We start from the raw sequence: 19003 nt of genomic DNA, 5'->3' as shown, positions 1-19003 counted from the left end.
ACGGAGGGATACAGATGGAAGCAAGACACGCGACACTGCCTTACAAAATGAGTGATGAGAAAGCTTTACTCGATGTCGAACGCATCAGCGCTTGGCTGTCGACAACGTATTGGGCGTCAGAACGCTCCAAGGAAATGATTATAAAAAGTATCGAAAATTCACTCTGCTTTGGCTTGTATAGTGAGGATGGACAGGCTGGGTTCGTCCGGGTCGTGAGTGATTACGCGACGATTTCCTGGGTGTGTGATGTCTTCGTCGACCCAAAGCATCGAGGTAAGGGATTGAGCAAATGGCTCATGGAGGCGATGGTGGAACATCCAGACATCCGTCATACGAGCATGATACTCGCTACTCGGGATGCTCATGGCTTATACGAACAGTATGGTTTCACACGAAGAGAAATGATGCGGCGACTTATTATTGAGGCTTAGACTCGCTTACGCCCCCCTGTTCGTCTATGCTCGCCCCGTAGGAAATGCGGTTGAGCTTGTCGATGATCCTCTTTTTGTTTTTCTCGTCCATCGGAGCAGGCTGACCGTTCGTGAGCTTCACTGGGATCACGCGGCTCTTGCTCCCGTCTTTTGAAAAGGTCAGTTGGACCATCATGGCTTCGCGACCTTTCGGATTGCGCGAGGTGGTAAACACAAAATTCCCTACGCTGTAGTAGATCGGCACCTTTTTATAAAACTCGACGCCCATGATCGAATGGCTGTGCGATCCGACAATGGCATCCACACCGCTGTCGATCAGCTTTTTCGCCATCTCACGCGCATATGGTTCTGGGTAATCCTTATATTCCCGATTCCAGTGCATGACTGCAATCGTAATGTCTGACTCCGCCACTGCCTTTTTTACATGGGACAGCATCGGCTCATACGAGTAGGCATGTGCGAGACCTGGCTTGTTTTTTCGCGCATACCAACGCTCATTTGGAAGGACACGGCTAATCCCGATGACTGCCACGCGCTTCCCCTTGATCGTTTGGATGTAGGGTGCGAATGCTTCTCCTTCGTTTTTCCCTCCCCCCACGTAACCGATCTTCGCCTTTTTCAGATGCTCCATCGTGTCATAGAGCGCGTCCATTCCGTAATCCAGCGAATGATTATTTGCCAGATTGACCACGTCGAAGCCCGCGTTCACGAGCCCCTTCAACGACTCTGGCTTCGCTCGATAGGTATATTCCTTTTTCTCCGGACGTCCCCGCGTACTGACTGGTGTCTCCAGATTGCCAATCGTCAGGTCTGCCTGCTTGAGAAAATCCGCTGTTTTTTGAAACGGATAATCTACGCCGTACCGTCCGATCTGATTCCCAACGCTCTTATCCAATATCATATCCCCGACAAACGCTACCTGAATGGAATCCTGTTCCTGCAAATCCCCTTCGCTGCTCGCCCGGAAGGCGCCAGATTCCGTTCCCATCGCAACACAGAACATCAATGCAGCTACCACGATTACAGCGTGTTTCCATCGTCTAATCTTCATGCCTCTTTCGCCCACTTCTCTTTTTTGCTTCCATTCTAGAAGCCGCGGGATGTGAAGCCTGTTGAAGTATGTCTGGCTTCCGTGGAAATTTCTCGCCGAAAAGTGACGGGCATGAAAAAGATGGCGGTTTAGGGCCTACTCCTTGAGTCAAAATATTCCTCATTTTTCCAAATGTCGATTTTTGCTGATAACAAGTATAATGGACAAATAAGATTCTAATACATAGGACGGTACAAATATGCTCCATCATTCCATTATGCTGAAAACCAAAACAGCTATGCCCGCCGTTCGGTCGAATAGCGTTCATAGGAGCCGACTGCTACAAAAAATGGACGCTGGTCTGCAATGCCGACTAACCACACTATACGCTCCAGCCGGTTACGGAAAAACGACCTTGCTCAGTCAATGGGCTCATCAGTACGGCGGTACCACTGTATGGCTCTCACTCGATGAGATGGATAATGACCTGATTCGCTTTTGGAGATACATCGTATTTACGCTGGCTGAATCTGACTTCACAGAACTCTCCGAACGAATGGAACCAGCCATGAAGGCGACCAGTCATACCTCGATCTTTACCTTCATCGATTCCCTGCTCAATGAACTTGCTTCTACAACACAGCCTCTTGCTATCATTCTCGATGACTACCACGTGATCTCGGATGTGACGATTCACAACAGTCTTGCTTATTTTCTGGAATATGTCCCGAGTCACGTCCATCTGTACATCGCCAGTCGCAACACGTTGCCTTTTTCTACAGTCAAATGGAACGTACGCCATGAAGTATGTCACATTGAGTCGGGACAATTTCTTTTCAGTCATCAAGAGACGGATAGCTTTTACCGGCAGGTTCACGATTTACCTCTGACCGAAATGCAAATCGAGCAGCTGGTGAAAAGCACGGAGGGATGGGTCGCCGGCTTGCAGCTCGCTGCTATTTCACTCGTGAATATGGAGAACTACGATCAATTTTTTGCCGGATTCACTGGCTCTCATCGCAATATTTCGGAGTATTTGTTTCATGAAGTGATCATGCGACTCCCAGAAGAGGAGCGCAGCTTCTTGCTCAAAACCTCTGTGCTGGCGAGAATGGACGCTCACGTGTGCCACGCTCTGACTGGCCTGCCCCAATGCCAACAAATGCTAACCAACTTGCACCGCCAAAACATTTTCCTAATCCCGCTGGATGATTACGGGACGTGGTATCGGTACCATCACTTGTTTGCCGATTTTTTACGCAGTCAATTGGAGCAGACAGCTCCCGGAGAAGCACGTGAGCTGCACCGGCTAGCCAGTGAGAGCTATGCGGAGCGTGGAATGATGGACGAAGCGATCGAACATGCGATTGCCGCTGCCGATTACACGCTGGCTGTAAGTTTCCTTGCGCAACATATTCCGATACTGCTCCAACGCGGCGAGTTTTCCAGCTTTCTCAGAACGCTGGACAGCATCCCTGATCACGCGAACTATTTCTCACCACTTTTTCGGCTGATCTATGTGTTCCTTTTGGTTGCTTGCGGTTTTACGGATCGGGCAGAGGTTGCCCTCACCCAATTGGAGCAAAGCGCTGCGAGCCTAGAAGACTCGACGGAGCATCAACAGTTTTTGAGCGGGCTGTTTTTTGTGCGAGCGAATCTAGTGTTTGCAACTGGAGATTTTGAGAGCTGGATTGCCAGTTCATCACAGTTAAGTGGTGAGCTGCCAGAGAGCCCGTTGTTTTACCATTTTAATTACAACACGACTGAGCCGTATATTCGCCGTACGCGATTCGGCTTAAAAGGGATGCTGTCCGATCAGACAGAGGCTGTCGGCAAGCATTTCTCTAGCATACTCGAAGCTCATGGCTGGAAGGATTCTTTGATCAACCTGTACACCATTCAGGCGCTGGCGGAAGGGCTGTATGAGGAGAACAGGCTGGAAGAAAGCCTCGATCATCTTCAGCGAATTCGTTTCGTCGCATTGCAAAAGCAAATACCTGGCCTGCTCGTCCCCTATGCGCTTACTTACTCCAAGCACAAGCTAGTCGAGGGAAATTTTGTTGCGGCACGAAAAATCATTTCAGAGACACGGGAGACGGTCGCAAGCTGGGGTTCTTCGTATTGGTTCAGCCCGTTACAAGCATTTCTCGCACACATCGCGATCCAGGAAGGCGACATCGCTTTGGCGAAAGCGGAGTTGTCCAAGCTTCCCCCTTCCATTTTGAATCAGCCTAGCATCCAGAGAGAATTAGAGGTTTTGACCTATGTCCGTTTGCTGCTCGCCGAGCGGCAGGAACAGGAAGCCTTGCGTATTTTAGCGATCCTAAAGCCATCCAGCATTCGTGAGGAGCTATTGATCAGTCAGGTAGACATCGCCATTCTGCAAGCACTCGCCCACCAGCAGTGCGGCAACAAAAAAGAAGCGCTGGCTTTCCTCCACGAAGCACTCTTGATTGGCGGAAACAACATCTACTTCCGTAGCTTTCTAGACGAGGGAACGGCGATGTCTCACCTCTTGCACGATTACCAACAACGAATGAGAAAACGATCCCAACAACCTGCTCCATCCGTATCGGCTGCGTATGTCAATCAACTGCTATCCCTTTTCCCTAAGAAAATGGAGAAAAGAAAAGCTCCTTTAATCGAGCCGTTAACTGGAAAGGAAATGATCATCCTTTCCATGCTGGCCGAAGGAGCATCCAACAAGGTGATTGCCGATGAGCTAGGGAATACGCTCGGGACGGTCAAGGTGTATTTGCATCGGATCTATGGCAAGCTCGGTGTCACCAATCGCACACAAGCTCTTCTGAAAGCCCAAGAAATTTCACTGCTAGAAAATAGTCCTGTTGATTAACGGAACTTTTCAATATGTTCATGCAGAAAAGCGTCCAGCTTGCGAGGCTCTCTGCCGAGGACACGCAATACATCGTCTGTCGGCTTTTCCGGGATCGCTACGGACATAGCTTGAATTTCAACGACATGACTGGCGAGCCACTCCGGCATATTTCCGTACTCCATCAGATCATGTCGGAGTGCTTCGCTATCCTTGTTGATGTACGTAATCGGGCGGTTGAGCAGCTCGGACAGCTTGCTCGCAATTTGTGGATAGCTGAGAACCTCAGAACCAGTCAGTGTGTATACACGACCTGCCTTTTCGGAATGGGTCAATGCCTCTGCGGCAACATCGGCGATATCCCGGCAATCGATAAAGTTGCATGCTGTTTCGCCCATCGTGCCAAAGAAAACATGTTGCGACTGGATCGTCGGTGCAAAGCGGAGCAGATTTTGCATAAAGGCGTACGGTCGTAGCACGGTACTTTTCATACCCGATTCTGATAAAGCGCTCTCGATTTCTTGGTGCCATCCCGCTACGGCGACTGGCACCTTTTCGTCGTAGGCTGGACTGGATATTTTCACAATGTGTTGGATCCCAGCCTCAGCTGCAATGCGAATCATCGATGTTTCCAGCTCGACCTGATTGGGACTGTTTGAAAGGGAAAGGAAGAGCTGATTCGCCCCTGCAAACGCCCGACGCAACGATTCAGGGTCAGAAGCTTCCGCTGCTGCGACTTCCACCGTAGATGCTGCCCTCTCTCCCATTAGCATCTGAAGTTTTTCTGGCGTTCTGCTCAATGCTCGGGTTGGAACACCAAGCTCTATCAATCGTTTCAAAAGTGCACTACCTATGGTTCCTGTTGCTCCCATGACTACGATCATTTTCAATCTCCTCCGTAATTCCTATTTTGATAATCATGGTTGATGGCACTACGCCACCGCCATGTGATTAACGTACTGGCGATTATCGCTGACAGCGGGAAGTCGATCCAGACACGACTTAGCCAAGCCAACGATTCACCTGGACTAAAGATGACGAGTAACTCCGTTGTTAGCCATGCTACCAGTAGACCAATCACTGCCATTGTCATCCCCATAACCGCTACCAGCGCCAAATGAGGCGTGCGGGTGACCCAGCGTTTATGTATACCGTGACTCTGTAACCATTGCCCAAGGAGTGCGGCAATCAATGCGGATGTTCCGCCAATCGTGGTCAATGCCCCTATTTGCAGCCCTTTGTCAGCGGTGATCCATCCTCCTATGCTCGCCATGATCGCAGGAGACAAATAAGCCATGATTACTTCACGCCATAAAACAAACGATTTTCGTTCGGAACGTGCCCTCTTGATCGGATAAACACCTTCCGATTTTGCAGGGTCATGCATGTTTTTCACCTCCTTTCCCTTTTTCCGAAAAATAATTAGGAACCTAACTATATAAGGATGAAAATGGGCTAGCTGCCTAGCCCGCTTTCCTGCTTACTATTCATCTGTCAGTGCCGAGATGCCTTGTGTTACGCGGCCCAGCAGGTCGAGAAACACACTGCGCTCCTGGGTATTGAGCAATCCGACCATCGCTTCCAATCTCGCAAAGTGCTCAGGCGCCATTTCACGCAGCTTGCTTGCCCCGAGCTCCGTTAAAATGACCGATTTTTGCCTGCCATCTTTTGAACTCGCTCGTCGTGAAACAAGGCCATCGCGCTCCAGGATGTCGATCAGACCAGTAACAGTAGCACGTGTTACCCCCAGATGCTCTGCCAATTGTGACGGCAGCACTTCCCCACCGTTATCTTCAAGGTCTGCCAATAACCGATATCGTCCCGTAGACAAGCCGAATCTGGCAAAATGTATTTCGGCCGCATGCCCAAGCTTTGCTCCTGCCTCCATCAGCCTGGCAGCGACGAGTACAGCTTGCGCATCAACATCGAGTCCATACTGATCAATCTGGCGCTGCGATTGAACAAGCGATGGGATCGCGTCTTCTTGTTTTCTTCCGTTTGAATGGTTTGTCATGGATATAGTATGGCACCTAACTACTTTTCTGTCAACACGTCTTCTCTATTTCGGTGCCATCCTGATTGCCCCATCCAGTCGGATCGTTTCTCCATTCAACATCGGATTGGTGATGATGCTGTTCACGAGCATCGCGTATTCTAGCGGATCACCCATGCGAGGAGGAAAAGGAACAGTCGCACCCAACGCCGTTTTTTCAGAGCGCGGGAGCTGATCGAACATCGGCGTGTCAAATAGCCCCGGTGCAATCGCCATCACGCGTATGCCATACGAAGCCAGGTCTCTTGCTAGCGGCAGCGTCATGCTTACGATTCCGCCCTTGGAGGCGCTGTAGGCAACCTGCCCTACCTGCCCTTCAAAAGCCGCCACCGATGCGGTATTGATGATGACACCTCGCTCCCCCTGTTGGTTCGGCTCGTTTCCTGCCATTTGCTCCACCGCCAACCGAATGACATTAAAAGTACCGATCAGATTGACTGAAATGACTTTGCTGAAGGATTCCAGTGAATGTGGACCGCTTCGCGACAGCGTTTTCTGTGCCAAACCGATCCCCGCACAGTTGACCGCTGCGTGAATCGTACCGAATGTGCCAGCAGCCTGATCGATTGCCTCTCGTACACTCGCCTCACTCACGACATCCGTATGCACGAACAAAGCATTTTCGCGCCCCAACTCATTCGCCAGCGCTTGCCCCTTTTCCACCGTCAAATCAAGAATGGCTACTTTTCCCCCGTGTTGAACTACATTCCTCACAGCGGCTTCTCCCAAACCGGAAGCACCACCCGATACAATGGCAACCACTTCCCGCATATCCAAGCCATTCTCTCCCTTCCTCTACAATTGCATCCGCATTCAGAAAGAAGCTCTGCAAGTTGGATACCAACCGAATCCCCCCTTGTCGAACGTGATTTTTTACAAGTGACAAGCAGTCTCGACATTCTCAAATCCAGACAGGTATGAGACATCAGTGTCCGGGCAAAGGACAGTTGTGCTTATCCATCTCCAGCATTTTAGGGCTTGCTATTTACAATCCATCCCATTGCATTTTACTTACCGATAAGCATATAGAAAGTAGAGAGGAAAGAACCCGGATGAAAGTGTCTTCTACCAGAGTCATTGGTCTCGATTTTGCGATGCTCTACGCCGTAGGCTTCTTCCTCTTTTCCATTGTACTCACACTATTATGGAGACGTTGGTTCGAGAGGGGACCGTTGGAGAGCTTAATGAGAAAAATAAGTGGGTTACCATTCTGTGGGTTCATCCGTCTGCTATATAGGAGAATTTTGCTAATCATACATACATCAATTTCGAAGTAGTCAGACGAACTGGAGATGATCTCATGAGTCCTATGGTTTTTTTCAAAAAGGCTGTCCCCGCGAACGCGGAGCAACTCACCAAAATTGCCACTCGCTGCTTCGCAGAAGAAGTCCAAAAGTACGGAGAGGGCCCTGCCGGACATGACCAGCCTGACCAGCATATTTTGTTCATGCAAAAGGCCCATTACTATACGATCTTGCTGGATGACCAGATCGTTGGCGGTTTTTGCCTCATTCCAGTCGATCATGAGCATTTGGAGCTGGGGATCATCTATGTCGATCCTGATAAGCAAAACTTGCGTATCGGAAGCCAAACCATGCAGTTCATGGAGGCCGCCTATCCACACATCAAGAAGTGGACGCTCGATACCGGCTATGAAGCCGTACGCAACCAGCACTTTTACGAGAAATGCGGTTACAAAAAGATCGGCGAGACTGAGCCGAACGTAATGAATGGTTTTTATAAATTCAGGTACGAAAAACGGATACCTAAATAGATAGATGGAAAAGGAGAACGGCTACAGGCCATTCTCCTTTTTTTATTTCGTCGCCCCTATTTTCGAATGCCCTTCTTGGTCGCCAATTCCAAGTAGTACGTCGTTTCTGCCTGTGTTTCCTTCGTAAATGCTTCACTAGCCGCATATGCCGGCTCCACTTGGATTTCACTCAGTTTTTGCAAAAAGGCTGGGTCCTTTTCCATCTTGGCAATCGCTTCTTCCCATTTGCGAATAACTGAGTCTGGCGTTCCTTTGGCAAAAGACACTCCCGTCCACCAGAAAACCGACAAGCCTTGAATCCCTTGCTCCCCCGCAGTAGGGATGTCAGGCAGGAACGGACTTCGCGTGTCACCGGATACGGCGAGGATTTTGACCTTACCCGCTTGCAACATCGGCATGATCTCCCCCACTGTATGTACCGCCAAAATCGCGTGCCCTCCAGCGATTTTCGGGACGGAATCGGAGGCTCCTTTTGTCACAATCATTCTCGTCTTGGCAAAGTCAGCTCCAATCACATCTAGCCACTCCGCTACCCCAAAAGCGGAAAAACCTGCTGGACCTACAGAAGTCCATGTTAACTGCTCAGGATTCGCGCGCACCCACGCGGAAAATTCGGCGAAATCTTTCCAAGGCGCGTCGGCTTTTACTGCAAAAGCAAGCGTTCCTTTGCCAATCCTGGCCGTATAGATTTGATCCTCGTTTGTAATCGGCGGCGTTTTCATCCCAGCAGCGAGCATCGTCGTATTGGAAACATTGACAGCAAGCGCTGTGTAACCATCGTTTTTGGCTTGCTTTAGAGCATACTCCGCTCCAACTGCCCCACCACCTCCCGCCTTGTTGACGACGACGATGGGCTGCCCCCATTCCTTGCTCAAATAATCAGCTGCCGCTCTGGCCACGAGATCGACTCCTCCCCCGGCAGAATACGGCACGATATACTCCACCTGCTTCGATGGATAGGCCGACTCGGTACCTTGATTTCCACATGCGCTAACGGCTGCCGCCAAAAGCAACGACATCATGACAGCCGCCCATTGTTTATACCCTTTCAATGACTCTTCCTCCCTACGCGACATCTACTCCCCGGTTTCGCTCTTCTTTCAACCGTTGCTGTGTCCGGCGGTTCAACATCATGGAGATGATCAAGAGTGCTCCTGCTGCCAGCAAGATGGTCAACGATAAAGGCCGAAACAAAACAATGCTGAGATCACCTGAGCCCATTGCCATCGTTTGAATGAAGGATTCTTCCAGAAGAGGTCCCAGAATGAAGCACAAAACCAGCGGAACAACTGGCCACTTATATTTGGAAAAGACATACCCAAGTCCGCCAAACAAAAACGCTACCCACACATCAAACATACTGTTCCGCACACTGTATGCCCCAATCGTGCAGAACATTAGGATGATCGGAGCCATGATGCCATATGGTACCCTCGTCAATTTGACCCACACCCATACCATCGGGAGGTTCAGCACGAGAAGCATCGCATTCCCCACGAACATCGAGGCGATGACCGTCCAGACAAAGCCCGCATTTTGTTCAAACAAAACGGGGCCTGGCGTCAATCCGTAGATCATCAAGCCTGCCAACAAAATCGCCAATGGCGGTGAGGAAGGAATCCCGAGAGAAAACAGCGGGATGAAGCCCGCACTGCTGGTCGCATTATTCGCTGCTTCTGGTGCCGCCACCCCTTCGATTGTTCCCTGACCGAACTTCTCGGGATGCTTCGATAGTTTTTTTTCCATATCGTACGCCAAAAACGACGTGATCGCAGCCGAACAGCCCGGCAGCAATCCAAGAAAAAAGCCGATAATCCCTCCCCTCAGCATAGGCCCGGCACTTACTCTCAAGTCTTCCTTTTTCGGGTAGACACTGCCTGGCTTGCCAATCAGGGTAGCTGTGCGTTTTTCATCAATCCCTTTGAGGACTTCCGTAATCGCAAACAACCCGATAATGATGCTAATCATGTCAAAACCGCCGACCAATGCAGGGACGCCGTAATCAAAGCGCGGCATGCCAGAGGATGGTCCGAGCCCAACTAGAGCGAGCGAATAGCCGAATGCCCCCATCAAAAACGATTTGACCAATGATCCTCCCGATAGGCTGACCATCAGCGTGAGAGCCAAAATCATCAGCGCAAAATATTCAGGCGGTCCGAATTTTAACGCTTGATCTGCCAGAATGGGAGCGAAAAAAACGAGTCCGATTACCCCGAGTACCCCTGCACCAAACGAAGCCAATGCGGATATCCCCAATGCCGGCCCACCTCTCCCTTTTTTCGCGAGCGGATAGCCATCCAGACACGTGGGGACTGACGATAGCTCCCCCGGGATATTGAGCAGAATCGCCGTCGTCGAGCCACCGTACATGGCACCGTAATAAATACCTGCCAGCATGATCATGCCTTGTGTCGGCTCCAGTACGGCTGTCACCGGAAGCAGAATCGCGATGGCAGAAGTGGGACCCAGACCGGGCAATACACCTACAAAGGTGCCAATAAGAGCGCCGAGTGCTGCCATGAGCAAATGCTCCGGGGTAAGGGCTGAAGCAAAACCAGCCAGTAATAGTTGGAACGTCTCGATGATCAGCACCTCCTAAAAATGCGTGCTCTAAAACAAATCTCCTCCAGGCAGTGTGATATGCAGCGAGTAGATGAACACCACATACAGACCCCCTGTCAAAAGGACGGAGTACACAATGGACGTACGCCACCGGTAGCTGCCGATCAGTATAAAAAAAGCAAAGGAGACAAAGAACGTAGCCATTGTGTAACCGATCGCGCCGAGCAGCCAGACATACAGCAACAAGAATGAAAAGCAAAGCAGCAGGCGCAACCTTTTTCCAGGAAGAAGCGGTCCGGGATTTGGCGAAGAGGCTTCCTCCGTCACACGGAATGATTGAACTAGCAGCACACCTCCGAGCATGAAAAACAATAAGCCAAGAATCGCAGGCAGCGTGTGATCCCCTACGTACAACGACGTCGAAAATGCCTCCAGACGATAGGCCTCGAACGATATGCAGACTCCAAGGATCATACTTAGAAGGGCACCGATAAAATCTGGCTGATTATCCGGGCGTCTCATGTGTATCACCTCAGTAAAAAAGCTACCATCAGCCTATGGCTCATGCGCCCATTGTGTGCGAAAGCAAAAAAACTACCATAGCCAGTCCGCATGGGACACAGCATATGGTAGTCAGCTAGATTTCTATTTGGTCGATCAGACGAATAATAGCATGGGCGACTTTCGCTTCATACGTCTCATTTCTTTCGAACTCGCTCCAAAGCTCTTTGATATCGCCGTTCGAAACATCATGGATCATCAGCATTTTCAAAAGCTTCTCCATATTGGCCTGATTGCGGATCAAATGAGGCTCCATCCGCTTAACCACCATCCATAATTTTTGCGAATTGACCATCGTCGTCGTCACCATCTCTATCCGCTACCTCCACACCAATTATAACTATATATAACTAGTTATAATTAATTATAACGAATTACTCAAGTAAAAATGTTGTCTTCCGACTGTTGTGGTCAGTTTGGCAAGTATAACAAATGCCCTCCAATTGGAGGGCATTGATCGTATTATTCAGATGATTACCAAGGCTCCGGCCAACCATATTGTATAATCGGAGCTGTTTGCTTGGCTGGTTGTTCTACTAAAACTGGTAATGTAATGAAGGCGGTTAACATACATAAAGACAATATCCATTTCTTCATGACCTATACCTCCTGTTTGTTTCTATGATTACTTCCATTATACACGTTTACCAATTTATGGAGTATATCAAATGGAAGATTTTTTTTCTGTGACACATAGAATTCAAAAAGAACGCTAAGACTCTTATCTGCTTGTTTTATCTCATTGATTGCGCGATAGTAATTCACGCTTTCCACAAGACTCTCGATTCCTAAGTCTACTTCATTATTTTGAATGCAAAAGATGCCCTTCGTTCGAAAATACAGTCCCAATTGATTGTATTGATTCGGAGTAGTGAGACTCTTCGGCAAGATAGATGCTTCAGCCAAAAATAGTTCTCGGATTTTCGTTTCTTCTCCAACCTGTATATAAATCTCCAACAAATCATTCGCGATCACAATCTTGTCATCTTGTGATTGTTGCGCAAGACATTCTTGTAATACCGGAATGGCCTTATCAAATTTCCCTGTCTTTCCGTATAGTTTCCCCCGAATATGTCTGGCATGTTTATGTACTTCGGGATAATCGAACATTTCGTATCTCTCCAGATAAAAATGTCCCAATGTGTAGTCTTCCAGCTCAAAATAGGAAATGATGATCGCAAGGATCGCTGCTGCTTTTTGCTCACTCTGACTATGGTCGATTTCAAGTCCTTGTTTACACAGATGAATACAATCTGAATAAAATCCAAGACGCAATGCATGGAAGGAAAATTTATAGTAGGTCAAAACTCGCTCATTGATATGCAGATAGGACGTGTAATGTAATAGCTCCTTGCCCTCTACATAGGTTTGATCTAATTGGCTTAGATTTTCACGTCGAATCATATATCGTTGGAAAAGCGATCTTGCCAGATACAGAGGAATTCCATGCTCACGTGAGTAGTCACAGATCACGTCATAAAGAGCCAAGCGCAGTTCTTCATTCCCTTCCGTTCCTGCGGTTTGATACAGATAGTCTAAAGAAAGAAATGTATTGCTTTTGGGACAATTTAGCAATTGCAAAGCTACTTTGTTGGTAAGAACCACATTCTTCTCTTGCATCACGGTCTCTAATAGAGTCCGAAGTGTCGCTTCGCGCTTAATTTTATGTAAATAGGGTACGATCGCTGTATAAAGTGGAATATCCAGTACTTTTGCCAGTTTCATTACATGCTGCATATTTGGTAAAGTAAAAGCATCGGATTCTATCTTACTAATGGTTCCAGAAGCTACACCTGTTCTTTCTGATAACTCAGTCAGTGTTAAGTTTGCTCTATTTCGATATACTCGTAATATGCCCCCAAAGGTCTTTCCCTCTGAAATCACAGCAAATACACCCTCCTGATGATTCCTTTTTATGGATATGATAGCACAATCACCCACGAATGATATAATCGATTTGAATCATTTTTAAATAGATTACACTTTTTAATAGAGTGAAGGAAGAAAAAATGGATCGATCATACCTATACTTGACAACATAAAAGGCTACATCCAATTTTGAGTGGATGTAGCCTTTATGCGAATAGAGCACTTGGTTTACTGAATGTGGAATCCATTCCTTACACAAGTACCCAAGATTCCTTACTGCGATTTTTCGGGGTCGTAATTGATTTCCACCAATGCTTCGGCCGCAGTCTCCCTAATATAATCAGTCGGAGAATTTAAGTAAGGTTCAATTACATTGATAAATTTTTGGTTTTTTGAAAAACCAATTATGGTTAATGCATAATCTAAAATAGGGTCATGAAGTGATGGAAGTGCGTTTGCTAATTTATCCCATTCAACTTTATCTGCTACGTCTTGAAATGTTACTGCATTAAGAAGTATCCGAAACAAACTTTCTTTTACAGCAGTGTTTTCTTCGGCAATCGCAAGAACTAAGGCATACTCTGTAAATTTTATAACTTCATTCCTATTGAGTGTTCCATACTCAAGCAAATCACCAATTTCATCTAATTTGAGATCTAGATCTTTATTTCTATTTAGGATTAACCTTTTCAGAAATGTGACGTCGATCATATTATTCCTCCTAAGGAGTTTGAATAGGTATGTGAGTGTCATTAATAATCTCTTCACTATAATAGGGGCTTTCTTTTTTGTAAATTCCACCTGTATGCCAATTTCCGTTAGAATCCAAGGACTTTTTTCCTTTTTGAACTCTAACAATCCAATTATTTCTTGCATTACTTCCTATAGCTGTTGGATCGGGTCCATGAACTCTCACTCGCCATGTCTCTTCATTTTGAATCCATTTGTATTCAAAACCGGCTTCTACCTTCCCTTTTACCGGAATTAATTCGCGTCTTTCTGCATAAGCTGGAACTCTTGATATAATATCATCTACTGTAGTTCCACGTATTCCAGTAAAATCTCCAACACGTCCTGTTCCTAACTTCGCAACATTACCAATAATGATGCTTCCACGTTCACTTTTTAAGTAAGTGAATGCACGCTTTACAAACTCACTGCCTCTTAGATAGACAATAGTGCCACTAACTACTGTACCCACTACCCATCCAGCTGCTTCGGCAACAATTACCGCATCTCCAATAAGGAAGATTTCAACTGTTTCTCCATATCTATTATGTCCTAGTGATGCATCTGCATAAGCATAACCTAACAAGCGATCAGTGATTATACCATCTTCCTGCAAGTAACCCATGTTTCGCTCATAAACATCTTTTGCAACATGGGTACTCCACTTGTTGAGAATGACTTGATATGAAACTACACCCATCAATAATTCACTGTCATAAACTCCAGTAATATCCCCTTCATAAAACCCAATTTTCCTTAAATATTCTTGCATTCTACTTATTTTTTCACTTGGAATTGTGTTGTTTAGTTTATTTAGTAACTGCACCAATTCAAATTGTTCAAGATCGACTGTATTTTTGATAACTACATCTGCATGGATTGGCCACTGCGGGAAATCAGCTGTTACGATCTTTACTTTATAACGACCTGATTGTGCAAAGCTACCAAACTGTGCAGAAACAATCCCATCCCATTCAAAAAATTGCTCCTCGGCTTTCACGTTCTTTCTAATTTGTTCGTATACTTTTTCTTTTTTATCGTTAAATATTTGAATATATGTTGTTTCATGTGGACTTTTAAATGTCCATCTGAATGTAGCACTTTTTTTAAATCCTGGTGTTGCATCAATAACAGCATAGGACGGGCTTAACTTTATTTCTTTATGAGTAGTTTGATAACCGCGGCTATCTGGTAAAGTAAGCAATGCTTTAGTAGTATTTTCTGATGCGTTTTCATGATACTGAACTTTTGCAAAGTAAGTACCAGGTTGATTTGCAAAGAAGATTGTCTCTGGTTCATCAGGGTAGAACGTTTGAATCGATTTGCCAGACTCATCTTCTAATGTTATAGCATTTGCTGAGACGAACAAATGAATCTGTGCGGCTTCTTTTAGATTCAAGCGATAGTAATCCACATCAAACCTGGAGGACAATCTATCACTATATATCTCGTCCCACTCAGATGGAATTGCTCCTTCTCTTGCACTATCGGCATCCACAGTTTCAACTGTTATACGTGTATTTAGGCTTCCATTAGTAGCGCCTAATTTTAAATAGTGAGTCGTACCTGCACTCAGATTATATTCAAGCTTCGAGAAGAGCTTTCCATATGGACCATCCGGAACGTTATCGTTTTCTGCCAATAATGTTGTGAACGAATCATCAGAATATAATTGAAGGTAAGTATCGTTTTCGGGTCCTTCGTTCTTATATGGGCTGGTAAAAAATCGATAGTTCCCAGAAACTGAAGGAGTAAACTTGTAGTACAAGCTCTTACCAGAGTTTGCCGTTACATCTAAAGGCTCATTTTCTTTCAAAATTTCAATATTTTCAGGGTCTGGGTTAGGAGATGGCGATATAGAGGGGGGCTGCCATGGTTCTACCCCTTCTATATTGATCGTAACCACATTACCGGGAGCTGCATTCTGATCGGTTATCCGAATAAAATATATCCCCGAATTCAAGGGAGTATAAGTAAGAGTATCACCCGAAGAAGATACAATTTTTGAACCATTTGGGTCATCTAAAAGTGTTAGTGATCCTGTCCAACTGAGTCCTTTTTGCACTACTTTGATAGTTTGATTTGCTTGTGCCTTTACAATGTACCAAATGTCTTTAGATGAGCCAAAAGTATCTGTCTGAGGACCTGGTAACGATACTGGTGTGGATACGAGCCATTCATACTTATTTTCTCCACCAGTTCCTCCAGTTAGCATCTTGATATAGTACGTTCCACTCGTCTCGATCCTTACATCCATACGTGAAGTAGTATCGGATAGGATTTCTTTTCTTGCACTATCATACAAGACCCAGCCTTCAAGCGGAGAGGAACCCTTCCCCCAAAGATGATAATTGAATCCAGCTTTTAATTCAGCCCGAAAGAAGATACTATCATTACCTGGAGTGGAAAAAGTAGCAATCGTTCCTTTTATCCCATCCAAAGAAACTGAATATGCTTGGTTAAGATCAGATCCATCACCAGCTGTGATAGAAAATGTCTTTCCGCTACTCCCCGAAATTACTACAAAATAGGTACTTGTTTCCGCAGGAATAAAAGTAAGAGTGTCTAAAGAAACCGTTTTTAGAGCAGCTTTGTTCGGATCATCGTATAAGTACTTACCGGTACCAAAACCACTCAAACCTGGCGTATAAACTCTTAAGGTATGGTTCGCTTTTGCTTTCACTTGATACCATATTTTCTTTTCAGGTCCAATGGTATAGGTTTGAGGCGTAGATACGGATAGAGGGATAGATTTGAGAATATAGTATTGGTGCTCCCCTGCATTCTCACCGGTTAACAATTTGATGTAGTATGTTCCACTTTTATCAACCTTGATATCAGTACGTGCAGTAGTACCAGATAAAACCTCTCGTTGTGTGCTATCGTACAAGACCCAGCCTTTAGCTAATGGGTCTCCCCAAATGTGATAGTTATATCCCTCTGTCAACTCCGCAGCAAAGTAGATACTATCGTTACCAGGACTTGAGAATTTTCCTATACTCTTTTTATCGTCTTTATCAAAAACGATTGCATATGGTTGCTCAAAGCTAGATCCATCACCAGCAGATATCGTAATTTTTTGTCCACTGCTGCCCTTTATTTTAATATAGTAAGTACCGGTGGTTTTGGGTGTATACGTTAAGGTATTCTTTGTTGTGTAAGCTAACGATGGTTGAGTTGGATCACTGTAAATGTCTTTAGAGGTCCCACTCCCCTGAAGATCTGGTGTAAATACGCTTAACGTATGATTCTCTTGTAATGTAATAGAGTACCAGTTATACCCTGAAGCTCCGATTGTATCTTCGACAGGACCAGGTGATCTTAATGGTTTGATCTCCTCTGGGAGAACAGAATTCAATGCATCCCTTTTTGGAGTAATTTCTACCTCATTCGAGATAACCCTTTCACCGGTTTCAGTCATACCCATTACTACATAGTATCTAGATTCATCAGAATTTTGATCAATGGAATGATCTACATAGGAGGTTTCCGTTAGTTTTGAAATTATCTCTTCATAACTTTTGGGATTGCTCCTACGCATTTTTACGCTATAACTCGTAATCTTGTCTTCACTATTCCAACTAAGAGCATTTCCATCCGCAGTAGGAGTTACGTCAAGATGAATACGTTTTTGAGAATCTGCTACTGAAATCTCAATATCTGTCATCTTGTCTTCATAGAAAGCTCTAATCAGTGTTGTTCCTTCAGCATGTGCGGTTATCTTTCCATTACTAACACTAATTATCGTTTCGTCTTTTACCTTCCAAAGAACCTCGTTTGTAACGTCTTTCATTGTGCCATCTGGATTTTGAAGCTCAACGGTTACTTGTTTTTCACCACCTACATGTAAAGCTACTTTTTGAAGAGAAGGAATTAATGTAGGTTCATCCTGATGTATCTGTACAGTAGTTACATTTGATAAAGTTTGTGATCCGTCGGTGCCAAGCCCAATAATTCTATACTCATGAGTGGCTCCCTTTTGTAATGAGGTATCCTTATAATTTGTTGCCCACAATTCATCCGTTATTTGTTCGAAGTCTTCATTACCAACTCGACGTTGTACAATATACTTTGAGTTTTCTGACCATTCACTCCAAGTCAACCGGATTTCTTCGTTTTCTTGTTGCGCACTAAGGTGAATAGATTCATCGGTACCAACCGATATTTCTAGCTGGATTTCTTTTTGATTGTAAAAGCCGATGATCCTCGTTTTCCCTGCATTCATTGCTTCTATCTTTTCGTTGGTTATCGAAACAATACTCTCATCTTCGACTTTCCATTTTATCTTGGTGCTTACATCTCTAGTCGTACCATCTGTAAACTTCGCAATTATTTCTATTGATTTAGATTCACCGACTTGAAAGTCAAGGCTAGTAGAATCAGTTTCTAATGTAAAGTCATTCTGTCTTTTTTTCATTTTGATTTTTACTGGCTTTGAAACAACGATATCTCTATTAGATAAGTGTGCTTCAACCATATAGTAATAGGTTATATCTGATTTGACTGTATCATCAGAAAAAGTGTTCTTCTTAAGATCAGCCGTAAGAACTTCGTACTTTCTCTTATTTTCTCCTCGCTTCACTGTATAACTAGAAGCATCCATATCTCCCCAACTTATAATGGCGCTTCCTTCATTTTCACTTGCCTTAATCTCTAGATTCTCTGGGTTAGGTGATACTTGAACTGGAATTTTTAATTCTTGTTCTCCATACTGAACAGTTACCAAAGTTGAACCAATAGCTGTTGCAGTAAACTCTCCGTTTTTAATAGATACAATATCTTTCTTTTTGGGGTTCCAAGAAACCTCTTGAGTAACATCACTACTGTTGCTATAGGAGTCACTAAAGATACGAACGTTTGTCGATTCCCCGACTCGTAATTCCACTTTTTCATGAGATGCCAATAATGATTTTACTTTTTGATCAACCTTCTCTTCTTCAGAACTTGAGAGATTCACCTCTTGTAAACTAGACGCAGACACTCTTTGCACCGCATTTGGAAGATAGCTTATTGGAGCTGAACCTGTTAATAATAGAACGAATGCTAAAAATATTCTTAGGTACTTCTTCAAAAAAACGCCTCCATTATCCCTGTTTTTTACATAACATATAAATTTTGGATTATATATCCATGTTTTTACATAGGTCTTTTTTCTTTTTTT

The 19003-nt window shown here is 45.2% G+C and carries 17 protein-coding genes; 4 read left to right on the top strand and 13 right to left on the bottom strand.

Features of this window, described 5'->3' with window-relative positions; translation table 11 throughout:
• Positions 1–14: 14 nt before the first annotated feature.
• The gene (locus PMI05_RS28625) at positions 15–431 is read left to right on the top strand and encodes a GNAT family N-acetyltransferase (protein ID WP_007729571.1); all 417 of its coding nucleotides are present in this window, start codon (positions 15–17) and stop codon (positions 429–431) included.
• On the opposite strand, the gene PMI05_RS28620 is transcribed toward PMI05_RS28625, so the two are convergent.
• Positions 418–1482, bottom strand: a complete 1065-nt coding sequence (locus tag PMI05_RS28620; RefSeq protein WP_007729560.1) for a CapA family protein — start codon at positions 1480–1482, stop codon at positions 418–420. The genes PMI05_RS28625 and PMI05_RS28620 overlap by 14 nt on opposite strands.
• 238 nt (positions 1483–1720) lie before the next feature.
• Between PMI05_RS28620 and PMI05_RS28615 the strand changes: the two genes are divergently transcribed.
• On the top strand, positions 1721–4315 hold the full coding sequence (locus PMI05_RS28615) for a LuxR C-terminal-related transcriptional regulator (RefSeq protein WP_007729557.1): 2595 nt from the start codon (positions 1721–1723) through the stop codon (positions 4313–4315).
• Here PMI05_RS28615 and PMI05_RS28610 read toward each other — a convergent pair.
• The 4 genes from PMI05_RS28610 to PMI05_RS28595 form a co-directional block, all read right to left on the bottom strand.
• Positions 4312–5178: an SDR family oxidoreductase gene (locus PMI05_RS28610; protein WP_007729554.1), complete on the bottom strand. Its 867-nt coding sequence runs from the start codon at positions 5176–5178 to the stop codon at positions 4312–4314. The two genes, PMI05_RS28615 and PMI05_RS28610, sit on opposite strands and share 4 nt — an antisense overlap.
• A gap of 2 nt (positions 5179–5180) precedes the next feature.
• Positions 5181–5681, bottom strand: coding sequence for a hypothetical protein (locus PMI05_RS28605; RefSeq protein WP_007729551.1), 501 nt, complete (start codon positions 5679–5681; stop codon positions 5181–5183).
• Positions 5682–5777: 96 nt separating this feature from the next.
• A complete protein-coding gene (locus PMI05_RS28600; protein WP_007729549.1) occupies positions 5778–6308 on the bottom strand; it encodes a MarR family winged helix-turn-helix transcriptional regulator in 531 nt (176 codons plus the stop codon).
• 45 nt (positions 6309–6353) lie between these two features.
• Positions 6354–7124, bottom strand: a complete 771-nt coding sequence (locus PMI05_RS28595; protein WP_039961594.1) for a 3-hydroxyacyl-CoA dehydrogenase — start codon at positions 7122–7124, stop codon at positions 6354–6356.
• A gap of 140 nt (positions 7125–7264) precedes the next feature.
• Here PMI05_RS28595 and PMI05_RS31875 point away from each other — a divergent pair, with 140 nt between their 5' ends.
• Together PMI05_RS31875 and PMI05_RS28590 are read left to right on the top strand one after the other, a co-directional pair.
• Positions 7265–7624, top strand: a complete 360-nt coding sequence (locus PMI05_RS31875; protein WP_369751256.1) for a DUF418 domain-containing protein — start codon at positions 7265–7267, stop codon at positions 7622–7624.
• A 23-nt stretch (positions 7625–7647) separates the two neighbouring features.
• Complete coding sequence (locus PMI05_RS28590) at positions 7648–8121, top strand: GNAT family N-acetyltransferase (RefSeq protein ID WP_007729545.1); 474 nt, start codon at positions 7648–7650, stop codon at positions 8119–8121.
• 56 nt (positions 8122–8177) lie between these two features.
• Here PMI05_RS28590 and PMI05_RS28585 read toward each other — a convergent pair whose 3' ends face one another.
• From PMI05_RS28585 to PMI05_RS28555, 8 genes are all read right to left on the bottom strand, one after another.
• Positions 8178–9197, bottom strand: coding sequence for a tripartite tricarboxylate transporter substrate binding protein (locus PMI05_RS28585; protein ID WP_039961592.1), 1020 nt, complete (start codon positions 9195–9197; stop codon positions 8178–8180).
• Positions 9187–10713: a tripartite tricarboxylate transporter permease gene (locus tag PMI05_RS28580; protein ID WP_081496892.1), complete on the bottom strand. Its 1527-nt coding sequence runs from the start codon at positions 10711–10713 to the stop codon at positions 9187–9189. Before PMI05_RS28580 ends, PMI05_RS28585 begins: the two co-directional genes overlap by 11 nt.
• 18 nt (positions 10714–10731) lie before the next feature.
• On the bottom strand, positions 10732–11205 hold the full coding sequence (locus PMI05_RS28575; protein WP_007729542.1) for a tripartite tricarboxylate transporter TctB family protein: 474 nt from the start codon (positions 11203–11205) through the stop codon (positions 10732–10734).
• Positions 11206–11320: 115 nt separating this feature from the next.
• Positions 11321–11554, bottom strand: coding sequence for an HD domain-containing protein (locus PMI05_RS28570; RefSeq protein ID WP_007729541.1), 234 nt, complete (start codon positions 11552–11554; stop codon positions 11321–11323).
• Positions 11555–11718: 164 nt separating this feature from the next.
• Positions 11719–11841 (bottom strand): hypothetical protein, encoded by a 123-nt coding sequence (locus PMI05_RS31715; protein WP_007729539.1) that lies wholly within the window; start codon positions 11839–11841, stop codon positions 11719–11721.
• Between the two features lie 3 nt (positions 11842–11844).
• Positions 11845–13128: a helix-turn-helix domain-containing protein gene (locus PMI05_RS28565; RefSeq protein ID WP_007729537.1), complete on the bottom strand. Its 1284-nt coding sequence runs from the start codon at positions 13126–13128 to the stop codon at positions 11845–11847.
• Between the two features lie 258 nt (positions 13129–13386).
• Positions 13387–13824 (bottom strand): hypothetical protein, encoded by a 438-nt coding sequence (locus PMI05_RS28560; RefSeq protein ID WP_007729536.1) that lies wholly within the window; start codon positions 13822–13824, stop codon positions 13387–13389.
• A gap of 10 nt (positions 13825–13834) precedes the next feature.
• Positions 13835–18913 carry a polymorphic toxin type 30 domain-containing protein gene (locus tag PMI05_RS28555; protein ID WP_007729535.1) on the bottom strand — a complete coding sequence of 1693 codons (5079 nt, stop codon included), beginning with the start codon at positions 18911–18913 and terminating at the stop codon, positions 13835–13837.
• Positions 18914–19003 lie beyond the last annotated feature (90 nt).

Origin of the sequence: Brevibacillus sp. BC25 (assembly GCF_000282075.1) — a bacterium.
Classification (GTDB): Bacteria; Bacillota; Bacilli; order Brevibacillales; family Brevibacillaceae; genus Brevibacillus.
Note: the sequence above shows the minus strand (reverse complement) of the source record. Positions and strands in the feature narration are given on the sequence as shown.

Bases quoted from the DNA above. Each gene is read 5' to 3' on its own strand.
- PMI05_RS28625 (WP_007729571.1), top strand. From the start codon at position 15: ATGGAAGCAAGACACGCGACACTGCCTTACAAAATGAGTGATGAGAAA.
- PMI05_RS28620 (WP_007729560.1), bottom strand. From the start codon at position 1,482: ATGAAGATTAGACGATGGAAACACGCTGTAATCGTGGTAGCTGCATTG.
- PMI05_RS28615 (WP_007729557.1), top strand. From the start codon at position 1,721: ATGCTCCATCATTCCATTATGCTGAAAACCAAAACAGCTATGCCCGCC.
- PMI05_RS28610 (WP_007729554.1), bottom strand. From the start codon at position 5,178: ATGATCGTAGTCATGGGAGCAACAGGAACCATAGGTAGTGCACTTTTG.
- PMI05_RS28605 (WP_007729551.1), bottom strand. From the start codon at position 5,681: ATGCATGACCCTGCAAAATCGGAAGGTGTTTATCCGATCAAGAGGGCA.
- PMI05_RS28600 (WP_007729549.1), bottom strand. From the start codon at position 6,308: ATGACAAACCATTCAAACGGAAGAAAACAAGAAGACGCGATCCCATCG.
- PMI05_RS31875 (WP_369751256.1), top strand. From the start codon at position 7,265: ATGAGACATCAGTGTCCGGGCAAAGGACAGTTGTGCTTATCCATCTCC.
- PMI05_RS28590 (WP_007729545.1), top strand. From the start codon at position 7,648: ATGAGTCCTATGGTTTTTTTCAAAAAGGCTGTCCCCGCGAACGCGGAG.
- PMI05_RS28585 (WP_039961592.1), bottom strand. From the start codon at position 9,197: ATGTCGCGTAGGGAGGAAGAGTCATTGAAAGGGTATAAACAATGGGCG.
- PMI05_RS28575 (WP_007729542.1), bottom strand. From the start codon at position 11,205: ATGAGACGCCCGGATAATCAGCCAGATTTTATCGGTGCCCTTCTAAGT.
- PMI05_RS28570 (WP_007729541.1), bottom strand. From the start codon at position 11,554: ATGGTGACGACGACGATGGTCAATTCGCAAAAATTATGGATGGTGGTT.
- PMI05_RS31715 (WP_007729539.1), bottom strand. From the start codon at position 11,841: ATGAAGAAATGGATATTGTCTTTATGTATGTTAACCGCCTTCATTACA.
- PMI05_RS28560 (WP_007729536.1), bottom strand. From the start codon at position 13,824: ATGATCGACGTCACATTTCTGAAAAGGTTAATCCTAAATAGAAATAAA.